Raw genomic sequence first — 17,252 nt, forward strand, 5'->3', positions numbered from 1 at the left:
TTCGGGGGTGGCAGGGCTCCAGCCGAATCCGGAGCCCTGGGGAAAAAACGGCGCGACCGGCTTATGCGCTCAGCGTGCCCTTGGTCGACGGCGTCTGTCCGGCCATGCGCTCGTCCACCTCACAGGCCATGCGCAAGGCGCGGCCGAAGGCCTTGAAGATGGTCTCGGCCTGGTGATGGCTGTTGACCCCGCGCAGATTGTCTATATGCAGCGTGACCATGCTGTGATTGACGAAGCCATGGAAGAACTCGGAAAACAGGTCGACATCGAACTGGCCGATGCTGGCGCGAGTGTATTCAACCTTGTATACCAGGCCGGGGCGGCCGGACAGATCGATCACCACCCGGCTCAAGGCCTCGTCCAGCGGCACGTAGGCGTGGCCATAGCGGCGGATGCCCTTCTTGTCGCCTATCGCCTTGGCGAAGGCCTGCCCCAGGGTGATGCCGATGTCCTCCACCGTGTGGTGGGCGTCGATGTGCAGATCGCCGTGGGCGACCACGTCCAGATCGATCAAGCCGTGGCGGGCGATCTGATCCATCATGTGATCGAGAAAGGGCACGCCGGTTTCAAAGCGGCCCACGCCGGTGCCGTCCAGGTTCAGGCTGACGGTGATCTGGGTTTCCAGGGTATTGCGGGTAACGGTTGCAGTTCTCATGGCTCAGGCGAAGTAAGCGTCCAGGGCCGCCAACATGGCGTCGTTTTCCTGCGGCGCGCCCACGGTCAGGCGCAGGCATTGCGCCAGCAGCGGATGGCTGCCGTGCAATTGCTTGATCAGGATGCCGCTGGCCTTGAAATGCTGATACAAGGCCGGCGCGTCCGGCACCCGGATGGTGATGAAATTGGCTTCCGACGGGAAAGCCTCGATGGCGGCGTGACGCGCCAGGCCGGCGGCCAATCGGCCGCGTTCCTCGCACAGCTCCGCCGCCTGGCGGTTGAACACCTCGATATGGCGCAGCGAGAAACGCGCGGCGGCCTGGGTCAACACATTGACGTTGTACGGCGGCCGCACCTTGTCCAGCTCCTGGATCCAGGCGGCGGGGCCGGCGGCATAGCCCAGGCGGATGCCGGCCAGGCCCAGCTTGGACAGCGTGCGCATCACGATCAGATTGTCGCGCAGGCCGGCCAGGTTCATGAAGCTGTCGCTGGCGAAGGCCTGGTAAGCCTCGTCCACCACCACCAGGCCGGGCGCGGCCTCGCAGATGGCTTCGACCTCGGCGCGGGCGAAGCGCGGGCCGGTCGGGTTGTTGGGGTAGGACACGAACACCACCGCCGGCTGATGCTCGGCGATGGCCGCCAGCGTCGCCGGCAGGTCCAGGCTGAAATCGGAACGCAACGGCACGCCGACATAGTCTAGGCCGGAGAACAGCGCGTTCATCTTGTACATCACGAAGGACGGTTCCAGCGCCAGCAGCTTGGCGCCGGGACGGGCCAGCGCTTGCGCCACCAGGGTGATCAGCTCGTCGGAGCCGTTGCCCAGCAGCACCTCGGCCGGCTCGGGTATGGCAAACGCCTGCTTCAGCTGGGCTTTCAGCGTGCCGCCGGACGGGTCCGGGTAACGGTTGACGGCGACATCGGCCAGGGTCCGCGCCAGTTCCTGGCGCAGTTCGGCCGGCAAGGGCCACGGATTCTCCATGGCGTCGAGCTTGATGTAGCCATCTGCGGAGGCTACCGGGTAGGCGCTGATGGCGGCGATCTCATCGCGCACCAATTGTCGGACGGACTTTTTCATGATCTTGCAATACGGCCTTGCGGCCAACAAGAGCCCCGCTGACGAGGCCGCGTTATCGGAAACGGCGAAAAGCTATAGTAGCTGGTTCATTCGCTTTCAGCTACTCGAGCCAATGCGCCCGTTGTTGCAGCCGCGCGGGCAGTTCCACTCCGTCGCGCGCCAGCGCGCTGCGGCTGAAAACATAGCGCCCTTCCGACGGCGTCACCGGGAACAGGCTGGCGACCGGCTGCTGCTGAAACAACACCTGCTCGGCCATCTTGGCCGCCTCCCTGCCTTGCTCGTAGCCCGACAGCACCAGGCCGCCGGCGGCCTTGTCCTTGCCCACGGCGAAATCCCAGAACGCGAACAAGGGCAGACGGGCATGGGCGGCGGTCCAGCGCAGCACCTCGTCTCCCGGCACCACCTTGCCGTCGGCGCCGCGCAAGGTGAAATAGAGCCCCACCCAGATCGCCTGGTAACGACCAGCCGCGCCCTGCACCCGCCGTTGCCATTCGGCGTAGGAACCGGTCAAGGCCAGATCGACGTGGATATTGGCCAGCAGCATGCTGTCGCGGCCGACGAAGGTTTCGTCGCGGATGATGCGCGAGGTGAGGTCGTCATCGAACAGCACCAGCGCGCTGCGCAGCCCTTTGACGGCTTTGCCCAGCTCGAAGACGCTGCGCAGGATCAGCGGCCGTTCCAGCACGCCACTGACGCGAGGCGCCGCGCCCGGGAAATAATTGCGCGGATTGTTGTTGATGCCCAGATAGATCACCGGCACGCCTTGCTGCGCCAGCTTGCTGCCCACTCTCTGTAACGCGGCGTCGTCGCCGACGATGACAAGGTCCGGCCTTATTTTCGCCGCCATCGCCAGCGCCTCGTCGGCGCGCGCCTGGTGCTGGGCCGGCGGCAGGCGCTTGGTGTCCATCGCGTAATAACTCAGTTGCGTCCGCTTGCCCAGGCGCTCCTGTATCGCCCGGCGGTAATCCTGATCCCAGGGGTAATCGCTGTGATAGCTTTCGACGACAAACACGCGCGGCTGCGCCCAGCAGGCAGCGGACATGAAAACGGCCAGACAGAGTCCGGCCGCGATACGTGGCAGGCTGAGCATCGCATTCTCCGGTTATCTTCCCAGCTTAAGCGATACGACCGCGCTTTGCTCCCTAGGCTAGGCGTCCAGCCGCAACTCGGCCGCGCGCGCGTGCGCGCTCAGGCCTTCACCATGGGCCAACAGGCTGGCGACCTGGCCCAGCGACTGCGCGCCGGCCTGGGACACCCGGATCAGGCTGCTGCGCTTCTGGAAATCATAGACGCCCAACGGGCTGGCGAAGCGCGCGGTGCGGCTGGTGGGCAGCACATGATTGGGGCCGGCGCAGTAGTCGCCCAGGCTTTCCGAAGTGAAGCGTCCCATGAAGATGGCGCCGGCGTGACGGATCAGCGGCAGCAATTCGTCCGGGTTCGCCACCGACAGCTCCAGATGCTCGGGCGCGATGTAGTTGGCGATCTCGCAGGCTTCGGCCAGGTCACCAACCTGGATCAGCGCGCCGCGATTGCCGAGGCTGGCCTCGATGATGGCGCGACGCGGCATCTGCGGCAGCAGCTTGGCGATGCTGGCCTCGACCTCGGCGATATAGTCCGCCGATGGGCACAACAAGATGGCCTGGGCGATTTCATCGTGCTCCGCCTGGCTGAACAGGTCCATCGCCACCCAATCCGGCGGGGTGTCGCCGTCGCAGATCACCAGGATCTCGGACGGACCAGCCACCATGTCGATACCGACCACGCCGAACACGCGGCGCTTGGCCGCGGCGACATAGGCATTGCCCGGCCCAGTGATTTTATCGACCTGGGGCACGGTCTCGGTGCCGTAGGCCAGCGCCGCCACCGCTTGCGCGCCGCCACAGGTGAACACCTTGTCCACGCCGGCGATGTAGGCGGCGGCCAGCACCAGATCGTTGCGCTCGCCGTCCGGCGTCGGCACCACCATGATGATTTCGCCGACGCCGGCCACCTTGGCCGGCATCGCGTTCATCAACACCGAGCTGGGATAGGCGGCCTTGCCGCCCGGCACATAGATGCCGACGCGGTCCAGCGGCGTCACTTGCTGGCCCAGCAGGGTACCGTCCTCGTCCTGGTAGCTCCAGGAATGCGCCAACTGCTTTTCGTGATAGCGGCGCACCCGCTCCGCGGCGGTGCTCAGCGCGTGGCGCACCGGGTCGCTCAGCCGGTGGAAGGCGGCTTCCAGTTGCCCCCGCGACAGCGTCAAGTCGGCCATGGACGCGGCGCGCATGCGGTCGAATCGGTTGGTGTAATCGATCACCGCGGCGTCGCCGCGCGCCTTGACGTCGTCGCAGATGGCGGCGACGGCAGCGTCGACAGCCGGGTCCTGCGCGGTTTCAAAGGCCAGCAGCGCCTGCAGGCGGACGGTGAAATCGGCTTGGGAGGAGGACAGTTTCAGCATGGGGACAGACCTCAGGCCGGCACGGCGCCGGCGAATGCGTCCAGCACCGGCTGGATCACGTCGTGTTTGAGCTTGAGCGCGGCCTGGTTGACCACCAGCCGCGAACTGATGTCGACGATGTGCTCGACCGCGCACAGATCATTGGCGCGCAGCGTGCCACCGGTGGACACCAGGTCGACAATGGCGTCGGCCAGGCCGACCAGCGGCGCCAGTTCCATCGAGCCGTAGAGCTTGATGATATCGACGTGCACGCCCTTGCGGGCGAAGTGTTCGCGCGCGATCTGCGGGTACTTGGTGGCGATCTTCAAGCGCGCGCCGCGGCGCACCGCTGCCTCGTAGTCAAAGCCATTCTGCACCGCCACCATCATCTTGCACTTGGCGATATTCAGATCCAGCGGTTGGTACAGGCCGGCGCCGCCGTGCTCGATCAGCACGTCGCGGCCGGCGATGCCCAGATCGGCCGCGCCGTACTGGACATAGGTCGGCACATCGGATGCGCGCACGATCACCAGTTGCACGCCCGGATGGTTGGTGCCGATGATCAGCTTGCGCGAGGCTTCGGGGTCCTCCGCCGGAATGATGCCGGCGGCGGCCAGCAGAGGCAGGGTTTCTTCAAAGATGCGCCCTTTGGACAGGGCAATAGTCAGCTTCATGGTGTCTTGCGGCAAGAATGAAAATCGGAATGAAAACAGAGCTTAGGCGTCGGGCTAGCCCACCAGCGCGCGGCGTTCGCGCTCCAGCAGGCCGACATAGCGCTGGATCTGCGTTTCCAGCGCCGGGGTTAGCCCCAGGTAGGAGCAGCCGATGCGCACCGCCTCGTTGCCGTTGCGCAGCTTGGCGGCCAGCCTATGCCTGACCTCCAGGCCGAGATGCAATGCGCCCAGCGGTTTCAGGTCCAGCGTGCAGCGCTGGTATTGCTGGCCGATCTCGAAGCCGGGCGTGCCGGCCTGCGGCAGCCACATGCTGACGCCGCCCAGGCTGATGTCGAATAGGATCAGGTCCGCCGGTTTGTGCGGATAATCGGCCACATGGCAGATCACCGGGTTGGCCACCGGCGTCTGGATGCGGAAAAACTCGCGGCGCTGCAGCTTGATCACTTGCTCGGGCAGGTCGGCCTGGAACGCCGGCTGGCCGTCCCAGTCTATGCGCCGCACCTGGCCGGTGACGAACTGGGTCTTGACCCCTTCCGGCGAACAGACGAAGACGTTGCGCTCGCTGGCCAGCAAGTGTTCATTGGTCTCCGGGTCCGCGCCCCAGTCGAACACCAGGGTGCCGGCCTTGTGGTCCACTTCCAGGAAACGGGTCAGGATGAAGGTTTTTCCCTTATTGGAAAACACCGTCACCATGTGGCCGTTCTTGGCGATGCCAGCCAGATGATGGGCGATCTCCACCGACGTGGACAGCGTGTATTTGGCGAGGTCCAACGATGGCTGCGAGCCGGATGTTGCGCCAGCGTTATGGTCGTTGCTCACTTTGATCCGACTTTCATGTCTGCGTCAGTTTCCGATAGCCCAAGTTTAGCGTAACAACTGGCCAATATCATGAGCCAAGCTCGCCGACGGCGTGCCATAGGCCTCAAACACCCGCAAGCGGCCCTTCTTGTCCAGCAAATAGGAGCCGGCGCTGTGATCCACGCTATAGCCGCCGCCCGGCTGGCTGACGCGCTGGGCAACGATCTTGTACTGGTTCTTGATTTGCTCCACCTCGCCGGCCGTGCCGGTCAGGCCGACGAAGCTGCGATTGAAATGCGGCACATAGCCGGCCAGCACCTGCGGCGTATCGCGCTCGGGATCGATGCTGACGAACAGCACCTGCACCTCGCCGGCCTTATCGCCCAACTGCTTCACCGCGGCCGCGTATTCCAGCATGGTGGTCGGGCACACGTCCGGGCAATGGGTGTAGCCGAAGAACAGCGCCACCACCTTGCCCTGGTACTGGGACAGGCTACGGCGCTGGCCTTGGTGATCGGTCAAGGTGAAATCGCCGCCGATGGACGCGCCGGCGACATCGGTGCCTTTCAGGTCCAGTTTGGGTTCTTCCGGCGAGCAGGCGGCCAGCCACAGCGGCAGCAGCAGCCAGCCGGCGAGTTTTATCAATTTGCGCATCAGGAAACGGGTATCAGCCAGTAATGGTCTATCAGCAGAGCCGCGAATAGCCAGGTCAGATACCAGATCGACCAAGCAAACGTGCGGCGGGCCAAAGCGTCAGCATACTGACGATGCAGGCGCACGGCAAGAAACACCAGCCGCGCGTCCAGGGCCAGCGCCGCCAGCAGATAGAACCAGCCCGACATCCCCATCGCCACCGGCAGCAAGGTCACCGCCGACAGCAGCAGCGAGTACAGCAGAATCGACAGCGTGGTGAAGCGCTGGCCGTGAGTCACCGGCAGCATGGGCAGGCCAGCGCGGGCATAGTCGTCGCGGCGGTACAGCGCCAGCGCCCAGAAATGCGGCGGCGTCCACGCGTAGATGATCAGGAACAGCACCAGCGCGAACGCGTGCACCTCGCCGGTCATCGCCGCCCAGCCCAACACCGGCGGCATCGCGCCGCTGGCGCCGCCGATCACGATGTTCTGCGGCGTATTGGGCTTGAGCAGCAGGGTGTAGACGATGGCGTAGCCGACGAAGGTCGCCAGCGTCAGCCAGGCGGTCAGCGCATTGACCAGGCCTGCCAGCAAGGCCATGCCGATGCCGCCGGCGGTCAGCGCGATGACCAGGGTTTCGCCGACGCCGGCTTCGCCGCGCGCGGTGGCACGCCAGGCGGTGCGACGCATATTGACGTCCACCGAGCGCTCCACCAGGCAATTGATCATCGCCGCCGCGCCAGCCACCAGCGCGATGCCGGCGGTGGCCGGCAGCAAGCGCGCCGGGTCCGGCCAGCCCGGCCCCGCCAGAAACATGCCGATCACCGCGCAAAACACGATCAGCCCCACCACCCTGGGCTTGGCCAGCAGCAGCAGGGCCAGCGCATGCTGGCGCGCCTGCCTAAGCTCTATTGCGTCCATGCTTTCCCCTTTGCCATCCGGCGTTCAAACCCATTCGCGGCCATCCTTGGCCGCGCGCAGCAACGGCTGCTCCACCGCCCGCGCCTGCCGTGCCAGCGGGCGCAGCCGCCAGGCCAGCAAGCTGCTGAGCAGCAATAAACAAGCGGCGCCGGCATTGTGCAGCACCGCCACCGGCAAGGGCAGCGCCAGCAACACATTGGCGATGCCCAGCCCGATCTGCAGCGACAGCGCCGCCAGCAAGCAACACAGGTGGCCGCGCAGCGCCGGCAGCCGCCAGCCGGCGCGCACCACGCTCAGGCACAGCGCGGCCACCAACAGGGCCCCCAGCCGGTGCAGCCAGTGGATGGCCACCAGATTGCCCACTGCCAGCGGACTGCCGTCAGGTGCTTCGCCCAGCGCGCGGAATAGATGGAAAGCGTGTTCGAAGCGCATCTGCGGCCACCATTCGCCATTGCAGGCGGGAAAACCCTGACAGGCCAGCGCCGCGTAATTGGTGGACACCCAGCCGCCCAGAGCCAGCTGCAATGCCACCGCCAACGCCAGCGCGCGCGCCAGCCAGGCCAGCGGCGCCGGCGCGGCCAAAGGCGGCAGCCGCGGCGACAGCGCCAGCCAGGCCAGCAACAGCAGCACCGATGCGCCGCCCAATAGATGCAGGGTGACGATGGCCGGTTTCAGCAGCAAGGTCACCGTCCACATGCCCAGCAAGCCCTGCAGCAACACCACCGCCAACAAGGCGCCGGCCGCGCGGCGATGGTATTTGCGCCGCCACGCCTGCCAGCCGATGGCGACGATCAGCAAACCCAGCGCGCCGGCCAGGTAGCGATGCCCCATTTCCCGCCAGGCCTTGCCCAGGCTGACCGGTCCGTCAGGGTTCTGTGCGTGCTGCTGCAGGATTTCAGCGGCGGCGTGGTGCGGAGAAATCTGGCCGTAACATCCCGGCCAGTCCGGGCAGCCCAGCCCGGCGTCGGACAGGCGCACATAGGCGCCGAAAGGCACGACCACGCATGCCAGGATGAATGCCAGCCAGATCAGTCGCCTCATGCTGCGCTCCCCTTGTCGAGCGGCCAACAAACTGCGAATGTCGCGAACCGCGCGTGCGCCGCGACAGAATGGACTCAACCGATGCCGTTATTGGTTTTCAGCACCCGGCCGATTTCCTGTATCACTTTCTTGGGGTCGGCGGCATCGGGGTAGAACAAGACCTGGTTGCCCAGCGGGTCCACCAGGTAATAGCCGCCATCGTCGACGTCCGTCTGCACGGTTTGCACGATGTGGGTGGCGTCCACATCCTCGTGCAGCGCCTGGTCCTGCCAACCCAGCCGGGTCAGCCGGCCGGCGGCCTCGCCCTGCGCGATCTGGATCTGGCGCATCGCGAAAAAGCGCTGCTGGCAGCGCGCCTGGCAGCCCGGCTCTATCCTGGCCGCCAGCACCCATTTGCCGCGCGGCCAGCCTTGCGCGCCGGTCAGCACGAACGGCCGGGTCGGCAGCAACTGACCGTAGCTCTTGCCACCCTGCGGCGGCATCAGCCGGTACACCGCCCAGGAGGCCAGCACCGGCGCCAGGCAGATCGCCGCCATCAACAACAGCTTCAGCCGGCCGCGACGCGCCGTCGGCGACACCTCCACCTGCGTCATTGGGAACGCCTCCTCAGTGAATACAAGGACAAGAGCAGCAGCAGGCCCAGCAATAGCCATTGCGCCGCATAGGCGTAATGGCGTTCCGGCATGAACTCCGGCAGCACCGGCCAATGCCGCAGCGGATCCTGCGAATGCTCCAATACCACCACGCCCTGATGCCAGGGACCGGAGTAGCGCTGGCGCAGCGCGGTCATATCGATGGAATCGACTCGCCCCTGGATGCCGGCCACCGCGCCGGGCAGCACGAAATGGCGCGGCAAGGGCATCCAATGGCCGCGCAAGGTCAGCGCCTGCGGGTCGATGGCGGGCAGCGTCACGCCGTCGGCCAGCCAGCCCAGGTCCACCAGGGCCATCGCGCCGTCGCTGAGCCGCCATGGCTGCAATACCCGCCGCCCCTTGACCTCGCCCAGATAGCTGTTTTCCAGCTGCAGCACCGGTCCGGCCGGATGCGCGTCCGGCAGCGCCACCCGGGTGAACTCCGGCTGCGGGCTGGCCTCGCGGTAGAGCAGGCTGACCGGTTGCACGCCGATGGCGCTGGTCAGCGAGCGCAGCAACTCGGCCTTTTCCTGCGCGCGCTGCCATTGCCATGCCGCCAACAGGAAGGGCAGCAAGGCCATGAGCAATAAACACAGCCAAGCCAAGCGTTTGCCGCTAGACTTTAAAGCTGAAGACTGACGATCCAATCGACCGGGGGATTGCGCGATGAAATTTGTCATCCTGTTCTTGCTCGCCTGCATCTTGCTCGCTCTGTTCTGGGGTCTGACCGGCTTGCTGAAGTCCGATCAGGGCTCTCAACGTCTGGTTCGTTCCCTCACTCTGCGCATAGGCCTGTCCATCGGCCTGTTCCTGCTCTTGCTGCTGGGCGCGCTGTTTGGTTGGTGGCGTCCTCACCAAGCTTAGCCGAAGCGGCCGCCCCCGTCCGGCGGCGGCCCCTGGCCTTTGGTTCTGCCGCCGCGCGGCAGATAGCTAAGCTGTCTCTCACAACCAGTAGACGAAAACGAACAGCAACAGCCACACCACGTCGACGAAGTGCCAATACCAAGCCGCCGCCTCGAAGGCGAAATGGTGCTGGCCGTCAAAATGTCCGCGCATCACCCGCAGCCAGACCACGCCCAGGATGATGGTGCCCAGCAGCACATGCAGGCCGTGGAAGCCGGTCAGCATGAAGAAGGTCATGCCGTAGGCGCCCGAGGCCAGGGTCAGGTTCAGCTCCGACATCGCATGGCCGTATTCGAACAGTTGCAGGCACAGGAACAAGCTACCCAGCAGCACGGTCAACAGCAGGCCCAGCTTCAACTGCTGCCGCTTGCCCTGCAGCAATGCCCAATGCGCCCAGGTCACCATCGCGCCGGAACTCAGCAGGATCAAGGTATTCAAGGCCGGCAGGCCCCAGGCGCCCATCGCCTGGTAGGGTTTGGTGATGCCGGGCCCGGTGGCCAGCGGCCAGGAGGGGTCGAAGTCCGGGTACAGTATCTTGTAGTCCATTTCGCCCAAGGTCGGCACCGATACCACCCGCACCCAGTACAAGGCGCCGAAAAAGGCACCGAAGAACATCACTTCCGAGAAGATGAACCAGCCCATGCCCCAGCGGAAGGACATGTCCTCCTTGCCTTGGTAATCGCCATGCCGGCTTTCGCGGATCACATCGCCGAACCAGCCGAACAGCATATAGATCAAGATCAGCGCGCCCACGCCCAGCGATAGCTTGCCCAGCGGCTGGCCATTGACGGCGAAAGCCGCGCCCAATCCCAGGCAAAACAACGCCACCGCGCCCACCGCCGGCCAGCGCGATGGCTGTGGCACGAAATAATGCGTCTGCTCCTGCTCATTCGCTGTCGTCATTGCGTTCTCCCCGCACACCGATTAGGACGTGGCCAGCCGCACCACCAATAGCAACACTCCAATAAAAGTGGCCGCCAACAACAGCGCGGTCAATATCAGCTGCAGCGGCGACAGCTTGCTGTCCTCGCGCGCGTCCGCCTTGCGGCGCACGCCGAAAAAGGCGGACAGCACCGCCAACACTCCTTGCCATGCCCTCATGAACCGGCTCCCGCGTTGCCCGGCACATCGAATACGGTATAGGCCAGCGTGATGCTGTCTATCGAGGCCGGCAAACGCTTGTCTACGACGAATACCACCGGAAAACGCCGGGTTTCGCCCGGCGCGAACGCCTGTTGGCGGAAGCAGAAGCATTCCAGCTTCTTCACATACTCAGCCGCCGCCGCCGGCAGGTAACGCGGAATCGCCTGCCCCACAACCCGCTGGCCGCTGGCATTGGTGATTTCATATTCCACCTGCACGAACTGGCCGGGCTTCACCTTGAGCCGAGTCTGCAAGGGCCGCACCTGCCACGGCAGGCCGGCCTGCACCGTGGCATCGAAAGTCATTTCCACATCGTGCGCCGCCGCCGTGGCCGGCGCGGACTCGTCCAGGCTATCGGCCTTGACCACGTTATTGAGACCGGTGACTTCGCACACCACGCGGTATAGCGGGATCAGCCCCCAGGCGAAGACGAACATCAGCAGCGCCACCACCGCCAGCTTCTTCATCAGCTGGCGGTTGCTGCGGCTCTGTTTGGCGGCGGCTTCCATCGCATCGGTCTCAGTGGTGCTCGCCGCCGCGGCTGGACACCACCACGCCGTTCTCTATCACTTCCAGCTGCGGCGCTTCGACGAAGCTGTGGTAGGGCGCCGGGGTCGGAATCGTCCATTCCAGCGTATTGGCGTCCTCCCACGGCAGTTGCGGCGCCGGTTTGCCGTGGCGCAGCGAGCGCAGGATGTTGAACAGGAAGATCAATTGACCGAAGCCGAACATGAAGGCGCCGATGCTGGCGATCTGGTTGAACTCGGTGAATTGCAGCGCGTAGTCGGGAATCCGCCGCGGCATGCCGGCCAGGCCAAGGAAGTGCATGGGAAAGAAGGTGACGTTGAACCACAGCAAGGACCACCAGAAGTGCAGCTTGCCCAGGCCCTCGTGGTACATCTTGCCCGTCATCTTGGGAAACCAGTAATAGATGGCGGAGAACAGGCTGAACAGCGCTCCGGCCACCAGCACGTAATGAAAGTGGGCGACCACGTAGTAGCTGGCGTGCAGCTGGATATCCACCGCCGCCACGCTGAGGGTGACGCCGGACAGTCCGCCTATGGTGAACAGCAGGATGAAGCCGATGGCGAACAGCATCGGCGTTTCAAACGTCATGCTGCCCTGCCACATGGTGGCCACCCAGTTGAACACTTTGACCCCGGTGGGCACCGCGATCAGCATGGTCGCGTACATGAAGAACAGCTGGGCGGTGGCCGGCATGCCGGTGGCGAACATATGGTGCGCCCACACCATGAAGGACAACACGCCGATGCTGGAGGTGGCGTAAACCATGGAGGTGTAGCCGAACAAGGGCTTGCGGGCGAAGGTCGGGATCACCTGGCTGATGATGCCGAAAGCCGGCAAGGCCATGATGTAGACCTCGGGATGACCGAAGAACCAGAACACGTGCTGGTACAGGATGGGATCGCCGCCGCCGGCGGCATTGAAGAAATGGGTGCCGAAATGGCGGTCGGTCAGCACCATGGTGACCACCCCGGCCAGCACCGGCATCACCGCGATGATCAGGTAGGCGGTGATCAGCGAGGCCCAGGCGAACATCGGCATCTTCATCATGGTCATGCCCGGCGCGCGCAGATTGAGGATGGTGACGATGATGTTGATCGACCCCATGATGGAGCTGACGCCCATGATGTGGATGGCGAAGATGGTCATGTCCATGCCCATGCCCATCTGGGTGGACAAGGGCGCGTACAGCGTCCAGCCGGCCGCGGCGGCGCCGCCGGGCACGATGAAGGACAGCAGCAGCAGCAAGGCCGCCGGCGGCAGCAGCCAGAAGCTCCAGTTGTTCATGCGCGCGAAGGCCATGTCTGGCGCGCCTATCATCAACGGCAGCATCCAGTTGGCCAGGCCGGTAAAGGCCGGCATGATGGCGCCGAATACCATGATCAGGCCGTGCAGGGTGGTGAATTGATTGAACAGCTCCGGCTGGAAGAACTGCAGGCCGGGCTGGAACAGCTCGGCGCGGATGCACAGCGCCATCACCCCGCCGGACAGGAACATGGTGAAGGAGAACCACAGATACATCGAACCGATGTCCTTGTGGTTGGTGGCCGCCAGCCAGCGCATGATGCCGCGCGGGCGTTCATGATGCTCCGGCGCGTGGCCGGCATGGCCGGCGTCGTCGACAATTGCCATATCGCTCTCCTTGCGAGGGTCCGCCTTCAGCGCCGGGCTCAGCCGGTGGCGCCGCGGGCCGCCTTGATCTCTTTGGGCTGTACCATTTCACCGGTGTGATTGCCCCAGGCATTGCGCTCATAGGTGATCACCGCGGCGATGTCGGTATCGGACAGCTGCTTGCCCCAGGCTTGCATCGCCGGGTTTTTCTGGCTGCCGAACAGCACGATGTGGATGTGCGCCGGCTTGTCGGCGGTGGCTATCTTGGAGCCGTCCAAGGCAGGGAAGGCACCGGGCAGGCCCTTGCCGTTGGCCTGGTGGCAGGCGACGCAGTTCTGGGCATAGACTTTTTCGCCGCGGGCTTTCAAGTCGGCCAGCGTCCACACCTTGTTGGGATCATCCGCCGCCGCGGCCATCTGTTTTTTCTTGGCTTCCAGCCACTTGGCGTAATCCTCTGGCGCCTTGGCTTCCACCACGATGGGCATGTAGCCGTGGTCCTTGCCGCACAACTCGGAACACTGGCCGCGATAGGTGCCGGGCTTGTCGATGCGGAACCAGCTGTCGCGCAGGAAGCCGGGAATCGCATCCTGTTTGACGCCCAGCTGCGGCACCCACCAGGAGTGGATCACATCGTTGGCGGTCAGCAGCAGCCGGACTTTCTTGCCGGTGGGCACCACCAGCGGCTCGTCCACTTCCAGCAGATAGTTGGTCGGCTTGGCCGCGGCGTTGGCGATGGCCTCGCGCGGCGTGGACAGATGGCTCATGAAGCCGAAACTGTCGTCCAGATAGTCGTAGCGCCACTTCCATTGATAGCCGGTGACCTTGATGGTCATGTCCTCGCCGCGCGTGCTTTTCTGCGACAACACCACCTTGGTGGCCGGCCAGGCCATGCCGATCAGGATCAGCAGCGGGATCACCGTCCAGATGATTTCCACCGTGGTGTTTTCATGGAAGTGCTTGGCCTGATGGCCGGCGGCCTTGCGATGGCGAACGATGGCGTAGAGCATCACCAGGAACACCAGCGCGAAGATCACGCCGGTGATGATCAGCAGCATGGTGTGCAGATCGTACTGCTGGCGCGCAATGGGTGTGACGGGGGTTTGCAGGTTCAGCTCGGCCGCTGACGCGCAGGAAATCGGCAGCAAACAGCAAAGGACGCGCATACAGGACATAAGCCCCCCTTGAAATCCTCGACTGACATGAAAAACGCAGACTAGTCCGGTCTGTTCTGACGGCCGGTTAATCGCATGCTAGAAAAAAAGGTCAAGGAAAACAAGAAAATGTCTTGCGGCAACGCAATAAAATATTACAGATGCAAGTCGCGGCGCGCGCTGCCGCGCACCGGCGGCTCAGCTGGATTCGCCGGCCTGATAGGGCACTTCCAGCAATAGCGGCGCCGGCATATGCCGCTGTAGGGTTTCCAGATTCTGTTCGTAAGCCTGTTGCTGCGGCACCACTCGATTGGCCACCCAGCCGGCCAGCGGCAGGCCGGCGTCCAGCACCGCGCGCGCGGTCAGCAAGGCGTGATTGATGCAGCCCAGCCGCATGCCCACCACCAGAATCACCGGCAATTGCAAGGCCTTGGCCATATCGGCCATGAACAGCCTATCGGACAGCGGCGCCATCCAGCCGCCCGCCGCTTCCACCACCACCACGTCGGCGCTGGCGGCCAATTGCTGATAATGGTCGACGATCACGTCCAGCCGAATTTCCACGCCGGCCTCGCTCGCTGCGATATGCGGCGACACCGGCGGCAAGAACCGGTAGGGATTCATCAGCTCCAGATCGGACTGGCCGGTGGCTGCGGTCAGCCGCGCCACATCGTCGTTCCACCAACTGCCGTCCGCCAGCAACTCGCAGCCTGAGGCCACCGGCTTCATCGCCAGCACGCGCTTGCCTTCGGCCTGCCATTGACGGATCAATTGCACGGCGACATGGGTCTTGCCGATTTCGGTGTCGGTGCCGGTGATGAAGAAGGCTGCGGACATGGGCGTTTTCCGTCATGGATTTAAGTTGAGAGCTGGCAGTCTAGCGCCGCCCCGGCCGCGCGTAAAACGCAAAAAACCCCGGCTCCGCCGCGCAACGACGCCGACCTCTTGGGTCGGCGATCCGCCGCGCGGCCTTGTGAGCCGGGGCCAAATGGGGCGGCCTTGTGGGCCTGATGGACTTCACAATCGATAAAGTGAACCCCCTGGGCCGGGCGGTCTAACGCTGACTGCGCGCCGACAAGGACGGGATGGAAAACCTTGTCGACGACGCGCCGCGCTGACCACCGCGACCGGAAAACCTCATACCAGCGCTTGTGCGTTCAGCCTTTGCTCCTGGTTCATCAATTTGTTCAAGGCCGACAGATACGCCTTGGCCGAGGACACGATGATGTCGGTGTCGGCGCCCTGACCGCTGACGATGCGGCCGTCGAGCGCCAGGCGCACCGTCACTTCGCCCTGGGATTCGGTGCCCTTGGTGATGGCGTTCACCGAATACAGTTCCAGTTCCGCGCCGCTGTCCGCCACGCTCTCAATCGCCTTGAAGGCGGCGTCCACCGGGCCGGAGCCGCTGGACTGGGCGCGACGCTCTTCGCCATGCGCCAGGAACACGATGGAGGCCACTGGCGCTTCGCCGGTTTCGGTGGCGATCTTCAAGGACACCAGCTTGTATTCCTCTTCACGGCTGGAGCTCAGTTCGTCCGACACCAGCGCGTGCAGGTCTTCGTCGAAAATCTCGCGCTTGCGGTCCGCCAATTCCTTGAAGCGGGCGAAGGCGGCATTCAGCGCTTCTTCGCTGTCCAGCACGATGCCCAGTTCGACCAGCTTGGTCTTGAAAGCGTTGCGGCCGGACAACTTGCCCAGCGTCAGCCGGTTGGTGCTCCAGCCCACCGATTCGGCGGACATGATTTCGTAGGTTTCGCGGTGCTTGAGCACGCCGTCCTGATGAATGCCGGATTCGTGGGCGAAAGCGTTGGCGCCGACGATGGCCTTGTTGGGCTGCACCGGGTAGCCGGTCACCGTGGAAACCAGCTTGGAGGCCGGCACGATCTGGGTGGCGTCGATGCCGGTTTCCAGCCCGAAAATATCCTTGCGGGTGCGCACCGCCATCACCACTTCCTCCAGGCTGGCGTTGCCGGCGCGCTCGCCCAGGCCGTTGATGGTGCACTCCACTTGGCGCGCGCCGCCCAGCACCGCGGCCAGGCTATTGGCCACCGCCATGCCCAGGTCATTGTGGCAGTGCGTGGACCAGGTCACCTGGTCGCCGCCCGGCGTCTTGGCGATCAGTTCGCGGAAGAAGGCCTCGGTGGCGAAAGGCACCGCGTAGCCTACGGTATCCGGCACGTTCAGCGTGGTGGCGCCGGCCTTGATCACTTCGCCGAAAATGCGCGCCAGGAAGTTGATGTCCGAGCGCAGCGCGTCTTCGGCAGAGAACTCGACATCGTCGGTGTATTCGCGGGCTATGGTCACCGCTTCCACCGCCGCCGCCACCACTTCGTCCGGGCTCATGCGCAGCTTCTTTTCCATATGGATGGGGCTGGTGGCGATGAAGGTGTGGATGCGGCCGCGCGCGGCCGGCTTGATCGCCTCGCCGGCGGCGCGCACATCGCGCTCGTTGGCGCGCGCCAGGCTACAGACGGTGGAATCCTTGATCACTTCGGCAATCGCGCGGATGGCATCGGCGTCGCCCGGGCTTGCCGCGGCGAAGCCGGCTTCGATGATGTCCACGCCCAGCCGCTCCAACTGACGCGCAATCCGGATCTTCTCTTCCTTGCTCATCGATGCGCCCGGCGATTGTTCGCCATCGCGCAAGGTGGTGTCGAATATATAAAGACGATTGCCCATCTTGCTGTTTCTCCCTGGTCCCTGCGTTGCAATTTCCGCGCCTGTCCCGACGCCGATCAGATAATCGTTGAAATCGAAGCGTTTTCCCTGGCTCACCGCCAGGCCGGCCAGCTTGTTGAGCTGGGCCAGCGGCAGGCTGCCGCGTTCTCTCCATTTGTATATCGCCGCCCGGGTCACCGGCTCATCGGCGAACAAGCGATTCAGGTCCTCGGCCAGCTGTCCCGGCCCGCCGAAGTCCGCAATCAAGCGTTCAATGTCCAATTGCATCATGTGCTCCCGCAGCAAATTTTGATCCAGCCTACCGGCAAGCAGGACACAAAGTCAAATTTGCGCATTGAAAACTGTGATTAAAACGTCACACCTCATGTCCAAGCATAAAATATCAGACAAATTG

General features: G+C 64.3%; 19 protein-coding genes. 1 reads left to right on the forward strand and 18 read right to left on the reverse strand.

Translation table 11 applies throughout. From position 1 onward, the window contains the following. Nucleotides 1-61: 61 nt before the first annotated feature. From hisB to ACE3QM_RS01325, 11 genes are all read right to left on the reverse strand, one after another. Complete coding sequence (hisB, locus tag ACE3QM_RS01275) at nucleotides 62-655, reverse strand: imidazoleglycerol-phosphate dehydratase HisB (protein ID WP_231462293.1); 594 nt, start codon at nucleotides 653-655, stop codon at nucleotides 62-64. Nucleotides 656-658: 3 nt separating this feature from the next. Next, nucleotides 659-1,729: a histidinol-phosphate transaminase gene (gene hisC, locus ACE3QM_RS01280; RefSeq protein WP_374419670.1), complete on the reverse strand. Its 1,071-nt coding sequence runs from the start codon at nucleotides 1,727-1,729 to the stop codon at nucleotides 659-661. 100 nt (nucleotides 1,730-1,829) lie between these two features. After that, nucleotides 1,830-2,771, reverse strand: coding sequence for an ABC transporter substrate-binding protein (locus ACE3QM_RS01285; RefSeq protein WP_374419672.1), 942 nt, complete (start codon nucleotides 2,769-2,771; stop codon nucleotides 1,830-1,832). Between the two features lie 105 nt (nucleotides 2,772-2,876). Further along, nucleotides 2,877-4,169 carry a histidinol dehydrogenase gene (hisD, locus tag ACE3QM_RS01290; protein WP_374419674.1) on the reverse strand — a complete coding sequence of 431 codons (1,293 nt, stop codon included), beginning with the start codon at nucleotides 4,167-4,169 and terminating at the stop codon, nucleotides 2,877-2,879. Between the two features lie 11 nt (nucleotides 4,170-4,180). After that, nucleotides 4,181-4,822 carry an ATP phosphoribosyltransferase gene (gene hisG, locus ACE3QM_RS01295; RefSeq protein WP_048408009.1) on the reverse strand — a complete coding sequence of 214 codons (642 nt, stop codon included), beginning with the start codon at nucleotides 4,820-4,822 and terminating at the stop codon, nucleotides 4,181-4,183. Nucleotides 4,823-4,876: 54 nt separating this feature from the next. Beyond that, on the reverse strand, nucleotides 4,877-5,593 hold the full coding sequence (locus ACE3QM_RS01300) for a flagellar brake protein (RefSeq protein WP_231462290.1): 717 nt from the start codon (nucleotides 5,591-5,593) through the stop codon (nucleotides 4,877-4,879). Nucleotides 5,594-5,686: 93 nt separating this feature from the next. After that, nucleotides 5,687-6,274 carry an SCO family protein gene (locus tag ACE3QM_RS01305; protein ID WP_231462288.1) on the reverse strand — a complete coding sequence of 196 codons (588 nt, stop codon included), beginning with the start codon at nucleotides 6,272-6,274 and terminating at the stop codon, nucleotides 5,687-5,689. After that, nucleotides 6,274-7,173 (reverse strand): heme o synthase, encoded by a 900-nt coding sequence (locus ACE3QM_RS01310; protein ID WP_048408006.1) that lies wholly within the window; start codon nucleotides 7,171-7,173, stop codon nucleotides 6,274-6,276. Before ACE3QM_RS01310 ends, ACE3QM_RS01305 begins: the two co-directional genes overlap by 1 nt. A 24-nt stretch (nucleotides 7,174-7,197) precedes the next feature. After that, complete coding sequence (locus ACE3QM_RS01315; protein ID WP_374419677.1) at nucleotides 7,198-8,214, reverse strand: heme A synthase; 1,017 nt, start codon at nucleotides 8,212-8,214, stop codon at nucleotides 7,198-7,200. 74 nt (nucleotides 8,215-8,288) lie between these two features. After that, nucleotides 8,289-8,807, reverse strand: a complete 519-nt coding sequence (locus ACE3QM_RS01320) for a hypothetical protein (protein ID WP_374419679.1) — start codon at nucleotides 8,805-8,807, stop codon at nucleotides 8,289-8,291. After that, entirely contained in the window at nucleotides 8,804-9,427 is a 624-nt protein-coding gene (locus ACE3QM_RS01325; protein ID WP_231462284.1) for an SURF1 family protein, read from the reverse strand. Before ACE3QM_RS01325 ends, ACE3QM_RS01320 begins: the two co-directional genes overlap by 4 nt. 85 nt (nucleotides 9,428-9,512) lie before the next feature. Between ACE3QM_RS01325 and ACE3QM_RS01330 the strand changes: the two genes are divergently transcribed. Beyond that, nucleotides 9,513-9,710, forward strand: coding sequence for a DUF2909 family protein (locus ACE3QM_RS01330; RefSeq protein WP_048408003.1), 198 nt, complete (start codon nucleotides 9,513-9,515; stop codon nucleotides 9,708-9,710). Nucleotides 9,711-9,788: 78 nt separating this feature from the next. On the opposite strand, the gene ACE3QM_RS01335 is transcribed toward ACE3QM_RS01330, so the two are convergent. The 7 genes from ACE3QM_RS01335 to ACE3QM_RS01365 all read right to left on the reverse strand — a co-directional run bounded on the left by ACE3QM_RS01335 (nucleotide 9,789) and on the right by ACE3QM_RS01365 (nucleotide 17,125). Then, nucleotides 9,789-10,652 (reverse strand): cytochrome c oxidase subunit 3, encoded by an 864-nt coding sequence (locus ACE3QM_RS01335; protein ID WP_374419681.1) that lies wholly within the window; start codon nucleotides 10,650-10,652, stop codon nucleotides 9,789-9,791. A 21-nt stretch (nucleotides 10,653-10,673) separates the two neighbouring features. Then, entirely contained in the window at nucleotides 10,674-10,850 is a 177-nt protein-coding gene (locus tag ACE3QM_RS01340) for a DUF2970 domain-containing protein (RefSeq protein ID WP_081544914.1), read from the reverse strand. After that, nucleotides 10,847-11,401: a cytochrome c oxidase assembly protein gene (locus tag ACE3QM_RS01345; protein ID WP_374419683.1), complete on the reverse strand. Its 555-nt coding sequence runs from the start codon at nucleotides 11,399-11,401 to the stop codon at nucleotides 10,847-10,849. The genes ACE3QM_RS01340 and ACE3QM_RS01345 overlap by 4 nt, the downstream gene beginning before the upstream one ends. Nucleotides 11,402-11,411: 10 nt before the next feature. Continuing rightward, complete coding sequence (gene ctaD / locus ACE3QM_RS01350; RefSeq protein WP_231462281.1) at nucleotides 11,412-13,049, reverse strand: cytochrome c oxidase subunit I; 1,638 nt, start codon at nucleotides 13,047-13,049, stop codon at nucleotides 11,412-11,414. A 38-nt stretch (nucleotides 13,050-13,087) separates the two neighbouring features. Then, a complete protein-coding gene (coxB, locus tag ACE3QM_RS01355) occupies nucleotides 13,088-14,191 on the reverse strand; it encodes a cytochrome c oxidase subunit II (protein ID WP_374419685.1) in 1,104 nt (367 codons plus the stop codon). A 186-nt stretch (nucleotides 14,192-14,377) separates the two neighbouring features. After that, a complete protein-coding gene (gene bioD, locus ACE3QM_RS01360) occupies nucleotides 14,378-15,016 on the reverse strand; it encodes a dethiobiotin synthase (RefSeq protein WP_231462279.1) in 639 nt (212 codons plus the stop codon). Nucleotides 15,017-15,316: 300 nt separating this feature from the next. Further along, the gene (locus ACE3QM_RS01365; RefSeq protein WP_374419688.1) at nucleotides 15,317-17,125 is read right to left on the reverse strand and encodes a 2-isopropylmalate synthase; all 1,809 of its coding nucleotides are present in this window, start codon (nucleotides 17,123-17,125) and stop codon (nucleotides 15,317-15,319) included. Between the last annotated feature and the right edge of the window lie 127 nt (nucleotides 17,126-17,252).

The sequence above is a fragment of the Chromobacterium sp. genome, from assembly GCF_041912965.1.
In the GTDB taxonomy this organism is placed as follows: domain Bacteria; phylum Pseudomonadota; class Gammaproteobacteria; order Burkholderiales; family Chromobacteriaceae; genus Chromobacterium; species Chromobacterium aquaticum.

What these genes read in the sequence shown, in the direction of transcription:
- ACE3QM_RS01335 (WP_374419681.1), bottom strand. Translation starts at nt 10,652, where the DNA reads ATGACGACAGCGAATGAGCAGGAGCAGACGCATTATTTCGTGCCACAG.
- ACE3QM_RS01340 (WP_081544914.1), bottom strand. Translation starts at nt 10,850, where the DNA reads ATGAGGGCATGGCAAGGAGTGTTGGCGGTGCTGTCCGCCTTTTTCGGC.
- bioD (WP_231462279.1), bottom strand. Translation starts at nt 15,016, where the DNA reads ATGTCCGCAGCCTTCTTCATCACCGGCACCGACACCGAAATCGGCAAG.
- hisC (WP_374419670.1), bottom strand. Translation starts at nt 1,729, where the DNA reads ATGAAAAAGTCCGTCCGACAATTGGTGCGCGATGAGATCGCCGCCATC.
- ACE3QM_RS01310 (WP_048408006.1), bottom strand. Translation starts at nt 7,173, where the DNA reads ATGGACGCAATAGAGCTTAGGCAGGCGCGCCAGCATGCGCTGGCCCTG.
- ACE3QM_RS01315 (WP_374419677.1), bottom strand. Translation starts at nt 8,214, where the DNA reads ATGAGGCGACTGATCTGGCTGGCATTCATCCTGGCATGCGTGGTCGTG.
- ACE3QM_RS01330 (WP_048408003.1), top strand. Translation starts at nt 9,513, where the DNA reads ATGAAATTTGTCATCCTGTTCTTGCTCGCCTGCATCTTGCTCGCTCTG.
- ACE3QM_RS01345 (WP_374419683.1), bottom strand. Translation starts at nt 11,401, where the DNA reads ATGGAAGCCGCCGCCAAACAGAGCCGCAGCAACCGCCAGCTGATGAAG.
- hisB (WP_231462293.1), bottom strand. Translation starts at nt 655, where the DNA reads ATGAGAACTGCAACCGTTACCCGCAATACCCTGGAAACCCAGATCACC.
- ACE3QM_RS01305 (WP_231462288.1), bottom strand. Translation starts at nt 6,274, where the DNA reads ATGCGCAAATTGATAAAACTCGCCGGCTGGCTGCTGCTGCCGCTGTGG.
- ACE3QM_RS01285 (WP_374419672.1), bottom strand. Translation starts at nt 2,771, where the DNA reads ATGTCCGCTGCCTGCTGGGCGCAGCCGCGCGTGTTTGTCGTCGAAAGC.
- ACE3QM_RS01325 (WP_231462284.1), bottom strand. Translation starts at nt 9,427, where the DNA reads ATGGCCTTGCTGCCCTTCCTGTTGGCGGCATGGCAATGGCAGCGCGCG.
- coxB (WP_374419685.1), bottom strand. Translation starts at nt 14,191, where the DNA reads ATGCGCGTCCTTTGCTGTTTGCTGCCGATTTCCTGCGCGTCAGCGGCC.
- ACE3QM_RS01365 (WP_374419688.1), bottom strand. Translation starts at nt 17,125, where the DNA reads ATGCAATTGGACATTGAACGCTTGATTGCGGACTTCGGCGGGCCGGGA.
- ctaD (WP_231462281.1), bottom strand. Translation starts at nt 13,049, where the DNA reads ATGGCAATTGTCGACGACGCCGGCCATGCCGGCCACGCGCCGGAGCAT.
- hisD (WP_374419674.1), bottom strand. Translation starts at nt 4,169, where the DNA reads ATGCTGAAACTGTCCTCCTCCCAAGCCGATTTCACCGTCCGCCTGCAG.
- hisG (WP_048408009.1), bottom strand. Translation starts at nt 4,822, where the DNA reads ATGAAGCTGACTATTGCCCTGTCCAAAGGGCGCATCTTTGAAGAAACC.
- ACE3QM_RS01320 (WP_374419679.1), bottom strand. Translation starts at nt 8,807, where the DNA reads ATGACGCAGGTGGAGGTGTCGCCGACGGCGCGTCGCGGCCGGCTGAAG.